11 protein-coding genes are annotated in these 14910 nt (G+C 73.4%); 8 read left to right on the top strand and 3 right to left on the bottom strand.

The features are described 5' to 3' along the window. Positions 1 to 44: 44 nt before the first annotated feature. A complete protein-coding gene (locus tag ACIP84_RS24650; RefSeq protein ID WP_401800307.1) occupies positions 45 to 1118 on the bottom strand; it encodes a Ku protein in 1074 nt (357 codons plus the stop codon). Positions 1119 to 1192: 74 nt separating this feature from the next. Between ACIP84_RS24650 and ligD the strand changes: the two genes are divergently transcribed. From ligD to ACIP84_RS24685, 7 genes are all read left to right on the top strand, one after another. Next, positions 1193 to 2089 carry a non-homologous end-joining DNA ligase gene (gene ligD, locus ACIP84_RS24655; protein ID WP_401800310.1) on the top strand — a complete coding sequence of 299 codons (897 nt, stop codon included), beginning with the start codon at positions 1193 to 1195 and terminating at the stop codon, positions 2087 to 2089. 517 nt (positions 2090 to 2606) lie between these two features. Next, positions 2607 to 3467: a DNA ligase gene (locus ACIP84_RS24660; RefSeq protein ID WP_401800313.1), complete on the top strand. Its 861-nt coding sequence runs from the start codon at positions 2607 to 2609 to the stop codon at positions 3465 to 3467. A gap of 188 nt (positions 3468 to 3655) precedes the next feature. After that, positions 3656 to 5836: a PBS lyase gene (locus ACIP84_RS24665; protein ID WP_401800316.1), complete on the top strand. Its 2181-nt coding sequence runs from the start codon at positions 3656 to 3658 to the stop codon at positions 5834 to 5836. A 400-nt stretch (positions 5837 to 6236) separates the two neighbouring features. Then, on the top strand, positions 6237 to 7037 hold the full coding sequence (locus tag ACIP84_RS24670; protein ID WP_401800319.1) for a hypothetical protein: 801 nt from the start codon (positions 6237 to 6239) through the stop codon (positions 7035 to 7037). Beyond that, positions 7034 to 8308: an ATP-binding protein gene (locus ACIP84_RS24675; protein ID WP_401800322.1), complete on the top strand. Its 1275-nt coding sequence runs from the start codon at positions 7034 to 7036 to the stop codon at positions 8306 to 8308. The genes ACIP84_RS24670 and ACIP84_RS24675 overlap by 4 nt, the downstream gene beginning before the upstream one ends. A gap of 166 nt (positions 8309 to 8474) precedes the next feature. Continuing rightward, on the top strand, positions 8475 to 9854 hold the full coding sequence (locus tag ACIP84_RS24680) for an FtsW/RodA/SpoVE family cell cycle protein (RefSeq protein WP_355957537.1): 1380 nt from the start codon (positions 8475 to 8477) through the stop codon (positions 9852 to 9854). A gap of 28 nt (positions 9855 to 9882) precedes the next feature. Then, entirely contained in the window at positions 9883 to 11358 is a 1476-nt protein-coding gene (locus ACIP84_RS24685; protein ID WP_401800324.1) for a penicillin-binding transpeptidase domain-containing protein, read from the top strand. Between the two features lie 228 nt (positions 11359 to 11586). Here ACIP84_RS24685 and ACIP84_RS24690 read toward each other — a convergent pair whose 3' ends face one another. Both ACIP84_RS24690 and ACIP84_RS24695 read right to left on the bottom strand, forming a co-directional pair. Further along, positions 11587 to 12486 (bottom strand): hypothetical protein, encoded by a 900-nt coding sequence (locus ACIP84_RS24690; protein ID WP_401800326.1) that lies wholly within the window; start codon positions 12484 to 12486, stop codon positions 11587 to 11589. A gap of 47 nt (positions 12487 to 12533) precedes the next feature. Beyond that, the gene (locus ACIP84_RS24695) at positions 12534 to 13652 is read right to left on the bottom strand and encodes a ferritin-like domain-containing protein (RefSeq protein WP_355957528.1); all 1119 of its coding nucleotides are present in this window, start codon (positions 13650 to 13652) and stop codon (positions 12534 to 12536) included. Positions 13653 to 13842: 190 nt separating this feature from the next. Between ACIP84_RS24695 and ACIP84_RS24700 the strand changes: the two genes are divergently transcribed. Next, the gene (locus ACIP84_RS24700; RefSeq protein ID WP_401800329.1) at positions 13843 to 14805 is read left to right on the top strand and encodes a diiron oxygenase; all 963 of its coding nucleotides are present in this window, start codon (positions 13843 to 13845) and stop codon (positions 14803 to 14805) included. Positions 14806 to 14910: the final 105 nt, after the last annotated feature.

A 14910-nucleotide genomic window follows, 5' to 3' on the forward strand; every position in this document is an offset into this window, starting at 1 on the left:
GATGGGGGGCGGGGGTGGGGACGGTGGTCGGACCGTGAGCCGCCTTACGCCGTGCGCTTGCGTGGCGTCGCCTTCTTCGCCGTGGCCTTCTTGGCCGTGGTCTTCTTCGCCGCCGCCTTCTTCGTCGTCGCCGTGCTCTTCGTCGCCGTGCTCTTCGTCGCCGTCTTCTTCGTTGCCGTCTTCGCCGTCGACTTGCGCGCGGGCGCCGCCGTCTTCTTCGCCGCCGTCTTCGACGTGGACTTCTTCGCGTCCGTCGCCTTCGGCGCACGCGCCGCCCGTGGCTTCAGCGGCGTGACCTCCGCCGCCCCCTTCCCGTCCCCTTCCTCCTGCTCGCCCCTGGCCTGCTTCGCCGCCCTCACGCTGTTCTCCAGGGCCGCCATCAGGTCGATGACCTGGCCGCCGCCGGGCTCTTCGCCCGCGGTCGGGGGCGCGACGCCCTCGCCGCCCTCCGCCTTCGCCGCGATCATCTCCTCGACCGCCGTGCGGTAGTCGTCGTGCAGGGTGCTCATGTCGACCTCGCCCAGCGTGGCCATCAGGGCGTCCGCCAGGTCGAGTTCGGCGTCCCGTACACTCACCGGGTTCTCCGGGGCCACGCCCTCCGGCGCGCGGATCTCGTCCGGCCAGAGCAGGCCGTGCATGGCGATCACGTCGTCCACGACCCGGAGCATCCCCAGGCGCTCCCGGCCCCTGAGCGCGTACTTGGCCACGGCCACCTTCTCGCTGCGCTTCAGCGCCTCGCGGAGCAGGGTGTACGGCTTGGCCGCCGGGACGCCGTTCGCCGAGAGGTAGTACGCGGCGTCGATCTGCAACGGGTCGATGTCACCGGCCGGTACGAAGGCGACGATCTCGATCGTCTTCGCCGTGGGGAGCGGCAGCGAGGCCAGGTCCTCCTCGGTGATCGGGATCATGGTCCCGTCGGCGTCCTCGTACGCCTTCCCGATCTCCGCCTGCGGGACCTCCTCGCCGTCGAGCTCGCACACCTTCTTGTAGCGGACCCGGCCGCCGTCCTCGGTGTGGATCTGCCGGAAGGAGACGGACCGGCTCTCGGTGGCGTTCACCAGCTTGATCGGGATGCTGACCAGGCCGAAGGATATGGCGCCGTTCCAGATGGATCGCACAGGTGTTCCCTTCGAGTCGGGCCAGGACGTTTCAACATCCCCCGATTTGTCCTTAATCGTGGGATTCTCATCGTATGACGCCTCTCACAGAGGTGGAGGGGCGGCGCCTGGCGCTCAGCAACCTGGACAAGGTGCTCCACCCGGTCACCGGCACCACCAAGGGCGAGCTGCTCCACTACTACGCGACCGTCGGGGCCGCGATCCTGCCGCATCTGCGCGATCGCCCGGTGTCCTTCCTCCGCTATCCGGACGGTCCCGACGGGCAGCTCTTCTTCACGAAGAATCCGCCGCCCGGCACACCCTCCTGGGTGAGGACCACCCCCGTGCCACGCTCCGAGGACCCCCGGGCCCGGCAGGTGGTCGTCGAGGACCTCGCCTCGCTCATGTGGGCCGCGAACCTCGTCGTGGAGTTCCACACGCCCCAGTGGCGGGCCTCCTCCCCCGCCGTCGCCGACCGGCTCGTGTTCGACCTCGACCCCGGGCCTCCCGCGACGGTCGTCGAGTGCTGCCGCGTCGCCCTCCACCTGCGCGAACGGCTCGCCGCCGACGGTCTCGACGCCTTCGCCAAGACCTCCGGCTCCAAGGGGCTTCACCTGCTCGTCCCGGTGGTGCCCACGCCGTCCCCGCTCGTCTCGGCGTACGCGCGCAAGCTCGCCGTCGAGGCGGAGGCCGCGCTGCCACGGCTCGTCGTGCACCGGATGGCCCGGGCGCTGCGGCCCGGGAAGGTCTTCGTCGACCACAGCCAGAACGCCGCCGCGAAGACCACCGCCACCCCCTACACCCTGCGGGCGCGACCCCTCCCCATGGTCTCCGCGCCCGTCACGTGGGAGGAGGTCGAGGAGTGCGCCGGGGACGCCGCGGACCCCGACTCCCTCGTCTTCCTCATGGATGACATCGCGCCACGTCTTGAGCGGTACGGGGATCTCCTTGCGCCACTTTTCGCGCCCGAGCGGGCAGGGGACGTGCCGTGAACCGGGCGGCGGACGCCCTCATGAACGGGGCCGGGGGCGCGCCATGAACGGGGCCGGGGCGCACGCCCGGGGCGTGGGTGGTGATGCCGCGAGCCCCGGTGGCGGCGCTGCCGGCGGCGCTCGTGGCGGGCCCGGCGCGGCTCCGGGCGGGCCCGGCGGGACTCCGGGCGAGCCTGGCGGGACCTGCGGTCCGGGAGCGCCCGCGGCCGTTGGCACTCCGGGCCACGGCCGCCCCTCGCCCCGCACCCGCACCCGCACCCCCGGATCCGGCTCCGACTCCGGCTCCCCGTCCGCCTCCGCCTCCGGCTCCGGCAGTGGCTCTGGCCCCGGTCCCGACCCCGGTCCCGGTCCCGACCCTGGTCCCGGTCCCGACCGTGGCTCCGGCTCCGGCTCCGGCTCCCGCACCGGCTCCGGCGCCGGTCCCCGCCGTCGTCCCCGCATCAGCTCCGACCCCGGCCCCGACCCCGACCCCCGCTCCCGGCCCCACGACCTCGTGCTTCTTCCGCCCGTCGACGTCATGCGGCCCCGCTCCGCCGACGAGATCCCCGCGCAGGGAAGGCCGCCCCGGGAGCTCCAGTACTCGCTCAAGCTCGATGGGTTCCGCGCCCTCGCCTTCGTCCTCGGGGACGGGAAGGTCGTCCTCCAGTCGCGTTCCCGTCGCGACCTCGCGCCCGAGTTCCCCGGGATCGCCGCGCACCTGCGTGACCAGCTGCCGCCCGGGATCGTCCTCGACGGCGAGCTGTGCGCCTACCGGGACGGGCGGCTGAGCTTCACCGACCTGCTGCGTTCCCCCGCCGACCGGGCGCGGGCCGGCGTTCCCGTCTCGTACATCGCCTTCGACCTGCTCGCCGTCCCGGGGCGCGACGTACGGGCGCTGCCGCTCCGCGACCGGTGGGAGCTCCTCGGCACGGCCCTGATCGACGCCGAGCCGCCGCTCCAGCGGGTGCTCGCCACCCAGGACGAGGAGACCGCGCGCGGCTGGTTCCGCGATCTGCGGGACGCGGGGGTCGAGGGGATCGTCGTGAAGTCCCTGACCTCCCCCTATCGGGCCGGCTCCACCTGGGCCTGGCGGAAGATCCGGCACGTGGAGACGAGCGACGGCGTGCTGCTCGGTGTCGTCGGGCCGCCCGACCGGCCCCGGGCCCTGGTCGTACGCCTCGCGGACGGCCGTACGGTCTCCACCTCGCCCCGGCTCACCCCGGCGCAGTCGCGCGAGGTCGGCGCCCTGGCCGGGGACCGCGCCGGGCCGCTCCTCCAGGACCCGGAGCACGGGCCGGTGAGGTGGATCGACCCGCCGCTCCCCGTCGAACTGCGGCAGCTCGCCGTGCGGCAGCGGCAGGAGAACGCGACCTTCGTCCGCGTCCGGTCCGAGGGGTAGGCGACCGGCCTACCCCCCTCCCGGGGTGGGCACTGAGTGCAACTGGCCCACTGCGCACCGCACATGGCGCAAAGAGACCGCAACTGGGGGTCTACGCGCGCCCGGTGTTGCCGGTAAGGCCTTGCTGCCCGTCCCGTGGTGCACACTTGCTGCCTGGTACAGGGCTCACGGGGAAGGCGGCCTGGCAAATGCTGACGGGGATCGAGGAGGTCGACTGGGCCTCGTTGGGGCACGCGTACGGCCCCGCGGACGACGTGCCGGAGCTGCTCCGCGGACTCGCCTCCGCCGATCCCGCCGAGCGGGAGACGGCTCTCGACGGCATGTACGGGGCCGTGCACCACCAGGGCGACGTCTACGACTCCACCCTCGCCTGCATCCCCTTCCTCCTCGAACTCGTCGCCGATCCCGCCGTCCAGGACCGCGGCTGCATCGTCGAACTGCTCACCAGCATCGGCGGGATCGAACTCGACGACGACGAGGAACTGGACGAACTCGACCCGGAGGACGGGGAGTTCATCCCGGCCGCGAACTACGCGATGGCCGCCGCCGCGATCGCCGCCGGCGCCGACGTCTTCCTCGGGCTCGTCTCCGACCCCGACCCGGAGGTGCGGCTCGCCGCGCCCTGCGCGCTCGCCTCGCTGCACCCCGAGCCCGCGCGGGTGCTGACCCTGCTGCGGGAGCGGCTCACCGTCGAGCGGGACACCGAGGTACGGCTGGCCCTGGTCGCCGCCGTCGGACGGATCGCCCTGCGCCACGCGTCGCTGCGGGCCGAGACCGTCGACTGGCTGGGCTGGCTCGCCCGCGCCGCCCAGGACCCGGGCCTCCGGCTCGCGGCCCTCGCCCAGCGGGCGCGCTGCGCGCCCGGCGACATCCCCGACGACATCGTGCCGTGGGTCACGGGGCTCCTGGAGGAGATCAGGACCTCGGCGCTGGGGCCGGCCGCACCCGGCACCGAGCGCGCCGCGACCCCGACCCTCATCGGGCAGGTCCGCGAGCTCCTGGAGGAGCACGCCGCCGGCCGGCCCGCCCCCTGGACGGAGGAGCTGCTCAGGACCCTGCACGCGGCGCTCGACGACCGGGTCGACGACCGCATCGCGCTCATCCTGGCGCAGCTGCGCAGCCCGGACTGGGGGCAGCGTTCGGACGCGATCTGGTTGTGCGGCGGGCTGATACGGATCTGGCGGGGGCGGTACGAGGAGGTCGTCCGGCTCGTCGGCGCCCAGCTCAACGATCCCGAGCCGCGGCTCAGGGAGGCCGCGACCTCGTTCCTGGAGCGTCTCTTCGAGCTGGGCGCGCCCGCCGCCGACGCGCTCGCCGCCCGCCTCGCCGTGGGCGCGAGCCCCGGCACCGGCGCCGCTCCCGGCAGCGGTGCCGATCCGGGCCGCGGCACCGCCACCGGCTCGCGCGGCGGCAGTGGCGGCGGCCTCGGCGGCAGCCCCCAGAACGGCTTCGTGGGGCGGTCCGGGCGCGACGGCGCCCTCCTCGCCCTCGCCCGCGCCGGGGACACCCGCGCCGTACCGCTGCTCGCCCGCGCCCTGGAGGAGCGCGAGGTGCGGCGCGAGCTGCTGTACGCGATGGACGGCCTCGGGCCCTCCGCCGCCATGCTGGCTCCGCTGCTGCGCCGCCGGCTCGCCGAGGTCGAGCTCGACGAGCGGCTGTACGACCGGGCGGCGCCCCTGCTCTACGCCCTCGCGGCGGTACGGGGCTCCCAGGCCGTGCCGGAGGTCCTGCGGGTCCTGCGCGGCGCGCCCGCGAACCGGCGCGACTGGGTGCGCGAGTCCGCGCTGCGGACCCTGGCGGCGTTCGGGCCCGCGGCCCAGAAGGCCGTACCGGACATCCGCGGGCTCCTCGCCGCCGAGTCGGCCACCGTCGCCACGGCGGCGGCGCGCGCCCTGTGGGCGGCCGAGGGCGATCTGGGTGAGGTCCTGACCGCTCTGGAGCGGTGGCTCCGACCGGGCGCGTCGGGCGCGGACTGGTGCTCCGCCGCCCAGGCCCTCGGTGAGATCGGCCCGGCCGCCGCCTCGACGGCCCTCGCCCTCGGACCGGGTCTGGCCTCGCGGGACCTGTGGGTACGGGTCCGGAGCGCCGCGGCCCTGTGGCGGGTGTCCGGGGACGCGGCGGCGGCGCTGCCGGTGCTGCTCGCGGCCTGGGAGGAGAACCGGCACGCGCGCGTGGACGTGGCCGAGTGCCTGGCGGAGATGGGACCGGCGGCCTCGCAGGCGCAGCTGGTGATCCTCACCGAGCTGACCCGCCGGCGCCGTCACAACGCCCGCGAGGGCGCCTCGGGCAGCCATGACATCCACCTCGACGAGAAGTTGCTCACGGTGTGCCGGGCGGCCCTCGCGCGGATGGAGCGGGGCGCTTTCTAGGCGGTGGACCCGGCCGGCGGGGCCGCGTGACCGGCCGGTGAGCCACCCGGACCCGGCCGGCGGGGCCGCAGACCCGGCCCGCGAGGCCGCGGGATCCGGCCCGCGGGGCCACGGCGCACGGCCGACGCCGCCGTAGAGCCCGCCGGCGGGGAGAGCGGTTCCGGCCGGTGGGAGGGTGAGCGCCGGCGAACCGACCGGGTGCGTCGCCGAGCGGACCCGGTGCACGCCGAGCGGACCCGGTGCACGCCGAGCAGACCTCGTGCACCGTCGAGCGGACCGGGCCTACGAGTAGACAAAAAGGACTTCCCTCCGAATAAGGTCTACTGGAAGCGGACCAGGAACGGTTCCGCCGCCCCGGCCGCCCCGGCCGCCCCACCGATCGACCCGTACGAGGAGCAGTGTGAGACCGCGCGGAGTGCAGCTCGCCGCCGTCGGCGTCCTGTGCGCCCTCGTACTGGGCGGCGCCACCGGCTGCGGACGCAACGAGGGCGGGCTCCAGAGCGCCGGGGCCACACCCACCGCCGCGGGGCCCGTACGGCTCTGGCCCGACCTGCCGCCCGCCACGGACCCGCCGGTCGACTACGGCGAGTCCGACACCGAGCGCGTCCCCGGCATCAAGGTCGCCGACAACGACGTCCACGCCGTCGACGCCGTCGCGGTGGTCGGCGCCGAGGTACGCGCCCACCCCGACACGTACAGCGGTGGCGACGGGCTCTACGAGGAGACCGCCCGCGCGATCAGGGCCTGCGCCACCGCGCCGGCCGCCTGCCCGGTCATGCGGCCGTACTACCGCGACCTCACGGGCAACGGCCGGGACGAGCTGATCGTCGGGATCCGGATGCCGGACCAGCAGGTCGGCGTGCGCGTCTACCTCGCGGAGAACGGCGGGCTCACCCGCATCATGGCCACCGTCGACCAGGTCATCAGCGTGGAGCTGGCCGGCCGGGACCTGATCATGCGGGTCAGTTCGGCGGGCATCCCCGGGTACGAGTACCGCACCGCCTGGTCCTGGGACGAGCAGCAGCACAGCATGCTGCCCACCCGCGACGAGATCGTCCGGGTGAAGCCCGGCCGCACCGCGCCGCCGACCGTCCCCGCGCCCCGCCTGGTCAGCCCGACCCCCGCCCCGGGGTCGGCCTCGACGCCGCTCCCCCTCCCGCTCCCGCCGGACGTGGCCGTTCCCGCCGAGCCGAGCCCGTGAGGGCGCCCCGGCTGCCCGCCTGGACCGCGACCCTGACCTGGAAGGCCGCCGTCTTCATCGCGGTGATGTGCTGCGCCCTGGCCGCGCTGCTCGGCATCCTCGTCCATGTGTCGGTGACCGGTCAGACCGTGAACGACTCCCGGGAGAAGGCCCTCGCGCGGCTCACCGACGTCACCCGGCTCTACGAGGCCGGCGAGCCGCTGCCCCGGTTCGCCGGGGTCGACCCGCCCGGGCTCCCGCCCTCGCTCCACGCGCTCGCCGTGCGGGGCGAGCGCGGCACGGTGGTCGCCGACGACCGGGGCCGGCCGACGATGTGGGCGGCGGGCCCGGCGGACGGCCGCGCCCTCGCCGTACGCCTCGACTACACCCAGAGCGCCGAGACGATCGACGCGCTCGACCGCTCGATCCTCGGCTCGTCCGTCCTCGCGATCGGGGCGACGCTGATCGTGGGCGCCTTCGCCGTCACCCGGGTCACCCGGCGGCTGCACCTCACCGCGCAGGTGGCCCGCCGGATCAGCGCCGGCGATCTCGACGCGCGCGTCGACGACCCCCGCACGAAGGACTCCTCGCGCCCCCAGGACGAGGTGGCCACGGTGTCCGGGGCGCTCGACACGATGGCCTCCTCGCTCCAGCGCAAGCTGCAGAGCGAGCAGCGGTTCACCGCCGACGTGGCGCACGAGCTGCGCACCCCGCTCACCGGGCTCTCGGCGGCGGCCGAGCTGCTGCCGGAGGGACGGCCGTCGGAGCTCGTACGGGACAGGGTGCGGGCGATGCGCGGGCTCACCGAGGACCTCCTGGAGATCTCACGGCTCGACGCCCGCAACGAGACCGTCGACCTGGCCGTCCACGAACTCGGCCCGCTCGTCGAGCGGGTGGTGCGCGCCTCGGGCACCGAGACCGAGGTGCGGGTCGTGCGGGACGCGACGGTGGAGACGGACCGGCGGCGGTTGGAGCGGGTGCTGGGCAATCTGATCGCCAACGCGCACAAGCACGGGGCCCCGTCGGTGGTCCTGACGGTGGACGGTCCCGTGGTGTCCGTACGGGACCACGGGCCCGGCTATCCGGCGTATCTCCTGGAGTCGGGGCCGCAGCGGTTCCGTACCGAGAGCGGGGGCAAGGGGCACGGCCTCGGGCTGACGATCGCCGTGGGGCAGGCGGAGGTGATCGGCGCCGAGCTCGTCTTCGCCCGCGCCGCCGACGGCGAGGGCGCCGAGGCCCGGCTGCGGCTGCCGGAGTACGTGAGCCTCGCGGACCCGCCGCCGGAGGACTGACGGCGCCGGCGGCCCGCCCGGCACGTCCGCGCCGCCCGAAGGGCCGCGCCTCCCGGAAGGGCCGGGGCCGCCCGGTGCAGTCGGAAACACGCGGAACAGAACCGCGCCACACGGCACACCGTCACACAAAAGGGACATAGGGCATACCGCTTGCTACGTTGCGGCCATGACCGCACCGCGCACGGACGCTCCCCCGCCCGGGGTACGCATGCCGAAGCGCCGCGGCGTGGAACTCTCCCTCCTCGTCTGCGCCGTCCTCATCTGCGTCTACGGATACGCCGAGGTCGGCCTCGCCCGCAGCGGGGCCGTACCGCCGGATGCCGCGCGCTACGGGGCCGGGCTCGGTCTGCTCGCGCTCGTCGCCCATCTCGCGGTCCGGTTCCGCGCCCCGTACGCCGATCCCCTGCTCCTGCCGATCGCGGTCCTGCTCAACGGCCTCGGCCTGGTGCTGATCTACCGGCTCGACCTGGAGACGCCGAAGGACCAGGCGGCGACGACGCAGCTGATCTGGTCGACGCTCGGGGTCGCGCTCTTCATCGTGGTCGTGCTGGTGCTCCGCGACCATCGCGCGCTCCAGGGGTACGCGTACGTGTCGGTGGCCGCCGCGCTCGCCCTGATGATCCTGCCGATCTTCTTCCCGGCGGTGAACGGCGCCAAGATCTGGATCCGGCTCGGCGGCCTCTCCTTCCAGCCGGGCGAGTTCGCCAAGATCCTGCTCGCGGTGTTCTTCGCCGCGTACCTCGCCGCCAACCACAACGCGCTCGCGTACACCGGCCGCCGGATCTGGAAGTTCCAGTTCCCGACCGGACGGGTGCTGGGGCCGATCGTGGCGATCTGGCTGCTGAGCGTCGGTGTGCTCGTCCTCGAACGGGACCTCGGCACCTCGCTGCTCTTCTTCGGCCTCTTCGTGATCATGCTGTACGTGGCGACCGGCCGGACCGGCTGGATCGCCGTCGGGCTCGTCCTCGCCGCCGCCGGGGCCTTCCTCGTCGGCTCGCTCGAACCGCATGTGCACAGCCGGGTGCAGGACTGGCTCGACCCGTTCGCCTCGATCCGGGCGGGGGACGGGCCCGGGCAGCTCGCCCAGTCGCTCTTCTCGTTCGCGGCCGGCGGGATGCTCGGCTCGGGGCTCGGTCTCGGCCATTCCGTCCTCATCGGCTTCGCCACCAAGTCCGACTTCATCCTGGCCACGGCCGGCGAGGAGCTGGGGCTCGTCGGCCTGACGGCGCTCTTCCTGCTGTACGCGCTGCTCGTCGCCCGCGGCTACCGCGCCGGCCTCTCGCTGCGGGACCCGTTCGGACGGCTCCTCGCGATCGGGCTCGCCTCGATCGTGGCGCTCCAGGTGTTCGTGATCGCGGGCGGGGTGATGGGGCTGATCCCGCTGACCGGGATGGCGATGCCGTTCCTGGCACAGGGAGGGTCGTCGGTGGTCACGAACTGGGTGATCGTGGCGCTCCTCATCCGGGTCAGCGACTCGGCGCGCGCCCCGCAGCCGGACGACGCCGACACGGGGACGCTCGCTCCGGTGAAGGAGGGGGCCACGTGAACCGGCCGCACTCCACGGAAGGAACCACGTGATCCGCTACGCCCGGCGGGCCGCCGCGCTCTGTCTCGTCCTCCTCGTCGCGCTCCTCGTCAACTCCGCGCGCGTGATGGTCTTCGAGGCCGAGTCGCTCGACGACAACCCGGCCAACCGGCGCATCGCGATCAACCGGTACGCGCAGCCGCGCGGCGAGATCGTCGTCGACGGGAGGCCGGTCACCGGCTCCCGGGACAGCGGGCAGCAGTTGCGCTGGGAACGGACCTACCGCCAGGGCCCGTTGTACGCCCCGCTCACCGGGTACTCCTCGCAGACGTACGGCACGACCCTCGTCGAGCACGCCGAGGACGCGATCCTGGCCGGCACCGATCCGATGCTGGCCCCGCTGCCGCTCTGGAACGACCTGACCCGGGGGCGGCAGCCCGGCGGCGACGTCGTGACGACGATCCGCGCCTCGATGCAGGAGGCGGCCTTCCGGGGACTCGACGGCAAGCGGGGCGCGGTCGTGGCGGTCGAGCCGCACAGCGGCCGCATCCTGGCGCTGGTCAGCTCACCCTCGTACGACCCCGGCGTCCTCTCCGGTACGGGCCGGGCGGTCAAGGACACCTGGAGGCGGCTCACCACCTCGCCGAACCAGCCGATACTGAACCGGGCGCTGCGGCAGACGTACCCGCCGGGATCGACGTTCAAGATCGTGACGGCCGCGGCGGCGCTCGACGCGGGGGTGGTGCGGGACGTGGACGCGCCGACGGACACCCCGGACCCGTTCATCCTGCCCGGCACCCGCCAGGTGCTGCCGAACGAGGCGAAGGGCTGCGGCGACGCGTCCCTCGCGTACGCGATCCAGTGGTCGTGCAACACGGTGATGGCCGGCCTGGGGGTGGAGGTGGGCCTGGAGGGGATGGTCGACGCGGTGGGGAGGTTCGGCTTCAACGACACGGCGCTGCGGGTGCCGTCCTGGGTGGCCAAGTCCAACTTCGACCGGGAGATGAGCCCGGACCAGCTCGCACTGTCCTCGATCGGGCAGTTCGACACGACGGCGACGCCGCTCCAGATGGCGATGGTGGCGTCGGCGGTCGCCAACAACGGGGAGATCGCCCAGCCGTACCTCGTCGACCGCACGACGACCTCGGGCGGGACGACGATCGACCGGACGGGCCGCCGCAGTTACCGGCAGGCGGTGAACCCCGCGACGGCGATGCAGCTCCAGCGGCTGATGGTGAAGGCGGTGACGGAGGGGACGGGGACGAACGCGGCGATCCCCGGGGCGCGGGTCGGCGGCAAGACCGGCACGGCCCAGCACGGCTTCGGCAACACCGGTACCCCGTACGCCTGGTTCATCGCCTGGGCGCAGGCGGAGGACGCGGCCCAGCCGGCGGTCGCGGTGGCGGTGGTCGTCGAGGACGCGGAGGCGTCCCGCACGGACATCAGCGGGGGCGGCAGCGCGGCGCCGATCGCACGGGCGGTGATGGAGGAGGCGCTGCGGCTGGAGGAGGAGGCGCGGGGGTAGGGGGTCTGCCAGAAGGCAGCCCCACGGGGCCGCCCCCGGGGCCGTGGCACTCGCGCTCTCCGCCCCCCGCGACCTGGGCACCCGCGCTCTCCGTCCCCCGCGGCGTGGGCCCTCGCGCTCTCCGCCCCCTGTCCTCGTCAGCCGCCCGAGCCGGTCGCCCGAACCGGATGCCCGCGTCAGCCGCCCGAGCCGGTCGCCCGAGCCGGTCGCCCGCGTCGGATACCCGCGTCAGTTGCCCGCGTCGGCGATCGGCTTGCGGATCTCCGCGCGGATCTTGGCCGTCTTCTCGGCGAGGTCGGCCAGGTCGATGTCCTTCGGGTCGGCCGTGGCCTCCCCGGCGCCGACGAGAGCGATGGCGGCGGCGGTGTTCTCGTCGCCCCAGGCGCACATGGGCAGCGTCGTCGTGCTCAGTCCGTCCCTCGACGTGGTGACCTGGCAGCTGACCGTCACGCCGTACCCGGCGGGGGTGAAGTCCGTGGGCTTGACGACGAGCTTGGAGCCCTTGTCCGTGGCGGCCCCCTTGAGGATGGACGACCGGGTGGTGCCGGGGTTCTTGATCTGCCCGTACAGCCCGGAGAGGACGAGGACGGACTCGTCCTCGCCGCTGTACTGCCCGACCGCCGCCGTCGCGTCCTTCACGGTGAAGTCGGGGGTGTCCTCGATCTCCTTGCCCTGGCTGTCGGAGAGGTCGGAGACGAGGGTGAACTCACCGTCGAGGACGGTCTGCGGGACGACCAGCTTGTGCGTCGCCGCGGGGAAGGGACCCGTGACGCTGTCGAGACCGGCCTTGACCCCGTAGCCGATGCCGCCGACCACGACCAGGGAGCCGACGACGATGGCGACGATCGCGCCGGCCGAAAGCTTCTTCTTCGGCGGCGGTCCCATGGGCGGCTGCCCCCAGCCGCCGGGGCCGGGCGCCGGGCCCGCCGGGTACTGCGGCGGAACACCGTGCTGGGGGTAGGCCTGTTGGGGGTGGCCCGGCGGAGGGAAGCCCTGCGGGGGGCCGTACGGGCCGGGCTGCTGCGGGGGCGGCACCGGCCCGCCGTACGGGGTGTGGGGCGGCCCGCTCGGCACCGGCCCGCCGTACGAGTTGTGGGGTGGCTGGTTCGGCGGTGGCGGCATGGTCATGACGAGCACGCTACGTCACCCGTACGACAGCCCGTTCTTCCGGGGACTCAGACCTGCGCCGCCCCGTCCGCGATCGCCTCCGCGACCTCCGCCACCCGGTCCTGCTCCTCCTTGGCGAAGCGCTCCGCGTCGAGCTGCTCCGCGATCTCCTCGTCCTGGGTCATGAGGAGGTCGAGGTTGGAGTCGCCGAGGTCGAAGACCCCCATGTCGAGGTAGGCCTTCTGGAGGCGTTCGCCCCAGAGGCCGATGTCTTTCACGCAGGGGACGATCCGGCTGAAGAGCAGCTTGCGGAAGAGGTGCAGGAACTCGCTCTGCTCGGTCAGTTCCTCCGCCTCCTTCCGCGGGATGCCGAAGTTCTCCAGGACCTCGACGCCGCGCAGCCGGTCGCGCATCAGATAGCAGCCCTCGATGACGAACTCCTCGCGCTCGCGGAGTTCGGCGTCGGACAGCTGCCCGTAGTAGTCGCGCAGGGCCATCCGGCCGAAGGCGACGTGCCGGGCCTCGTCCTGCATCACGTACGCGAGGATCTGCTTGGGCAGCGGCTTGTCGGTGGTGTCGCGGATCATGCCGAAGGCGGCGAGGGCGAGGCCCTCGATGAGGACCTGCATGCCGAGGTAGGGCATGTCCCAGCGGGAGTCGCGCAGGGTGTCGCCGAGGAGGCTCTGCAGGTTGTCGTTGATCGGGTAGAGCATGCCGATCTTGTCGTGGAGGAAGCGGCCGTAGATCTCGGCGTGCCGGGCCTCGTCCATGGTCTGGGTGGCCGAGTAGAACTTGGCGTCCAGGTCGGGGACGGACTCGACGATCCGGGCGGCGCAGACCATGGCGCCCTGCTCGCCGTGGAGGAACTGGCTGAACTGCCAGGAGGAGTAGTGCCGGCGCAGGTCGCCCTTGTCCTTCTCGGTCATCTTCGCCCAGTGGCGGGTGCCGTGGAGGGTGAGGACCTCGTCGGGGGTGCCGAGGGGGTCGTACGGGTCGACCTCCAGCTCCCAGTCGATCCTGGTGGCGCCGTCCCACTGCTTGTCCTTGCCCTTCTGGTAGAGGGCGAGGAGGCGTTCGCGGCCGGCGGCCTCCATGTCGTATTCCCAGGAGAAGCGGGCGGCGCCGGCGGCGGGGACCTGCCAGCTCGGGGTGGACGGGGCCGTGGTGTAGAGGTCGCGCGTCGACACTGACGCCTCCTTGGGGGTCGGGCCTTTCCCGTGGTGCGAGTCCTGTGGCCAGGCCAGGCTCACACGCTGGTAGACGGATCGTCAACAAGTCGCGCACAAGGGATTGACGGCGCTACTGACGGGCAGTCTGATAAATGGCGACCATCGGTAACGTCACGCCGTCGCGACGAGCACAGCGAGGTGCGCACCCATGACCCCCTTCACCGGGTCCCCGGCGACCACGAAGCCCACGGAGCCGGACTTCAGCCTCCTCAGGGACGCCCTGGGGCCGCTGCGCGACCGGGAGCAGGTCGCCGAACGACTCCTGGAGTCCTCCCGCAAGCACTCCTACGACCCGGACGTCGCACTCGACTGGGACGCGCCGTTCGAGGACGGCAAGTGGTTCTGGCCGCCCGAGCTGCTCTCCCTGTACGACACTCCGCTGTGGCGCACGATGTCGGAGGAGCAGCGGATCGCGCTCTCGCGCCACGAGGCGGCGTCGCTCGCGTCGCTCGGCGTCTGGTTCGAGATCATCCTGATGCAGCTGCTGGTCCGGCACATCTACGACAAGTCGCTGACCAGCCATCACGTCCGGTACGCGCTGACCGAGATCGCGGACGAGTGCCGGCACTCGATGATGTTCGCGCGGCTGATCCGGCAGGGCGGGACACCGGCGTACCCGGTGCCGAGGCTCTACCACAACCTCGCACGCCTGCTGAAGACCGTGTCCACGACCCCGGGCTCGTTCGCCTCGACGCTGCTCGGCGAGGAGATCCTCGACTGGATGCAGCGGCTGACGTTCCCGGACGAGCGGGTGCAGACGCTGGTGCGCGGGGTGACCCGCATCCATGTGGTCGAGGAGGCACGGCATGTGCGCTACGCCCGCGAGGAACTGCGCCGCCAGATGGTGACCGCGCCGCGCTGGGAGCAGGAGTTCACGCGGGTGAGCTGTGGAGAGGCCGCGCGGGTGTTCTCGACGTGCTTCGTGAACCCGCAGGTGTACGAGGCGGTCGGCCTGGACCGGCGGGAGGCGGTCGCGCAGGTGCGGGCGAGCGGGCACCGCCGCGAGGTCATGCAGTCCGGCGCGCGGCGCCTGACGGACTTCCTGGACGACATCGGGGTGTTGCGCGGGGTGGGGCGCCGGTTGTGGCGGTCGTCCGGGCTGCTGGCCTGACGAGCGCGGTTGCGGCTGGGGTTGGGGCTGCGGTTGGGGTGGGGGCTGCGCGCTGCGGCTGCGGTTGGGCGTCCACCCACCGCCCCGTGTGGCCGTTCGTCCCCG

The sequence above is a fragment of the Streptomyces sp. NPDC088707 genome (assembly GCF_044752725.1).
Classification (GTDB): domain Bacteria; phylum Actinomycetota; class Actinomycetes; order Streptomycetales; family Streptomycetaceae; genus Streptomyces.

Coding starts and splice junctions, on each gene's coding strand:
- ACIP84_RS24700 (WP_401800329.1), top strand. CDS start 13,843: ATGACCCCCTTCACCGGGTCCCCGGCGACCACGAAGCCCACGGAGCCG.
- ACIP84_RS24665 (WP_401800316.1), top strand. CDS start 3,656: ATGCTGACGGGGATCGAGGAGGTCGACTGGGCCTCGTTGGGGCACGCG.
- ACIP84_RS24680 (WP_355957537.1), top strand. CDS start 8,475: ATGACCGCACCGCGCACGGACGCTCCCCCGCCCGGGGTACGCATGCCG.
- ACIP84_RS24660 (WP_401800313.1), top strand. CDS start 2,607: ATGCGGCCCCGCTCCGCCGACGAGATCCCCGCGCAGGGAAGGCCGCCC.
- ligD (WP_401800310.1), top strand. CDS start 1,193: ATGACGCCTCTCACAGAGGTGGAGGGGCGGCGCCTGGCGCTCAGCAAC.
- ACIP84_RS24690 (WP_401800326.1), bottom strand. CDS start 12,486: ATGACCATGCCGCCACCGCCGAACCAGCCACCCCACAACTCGTACGGC.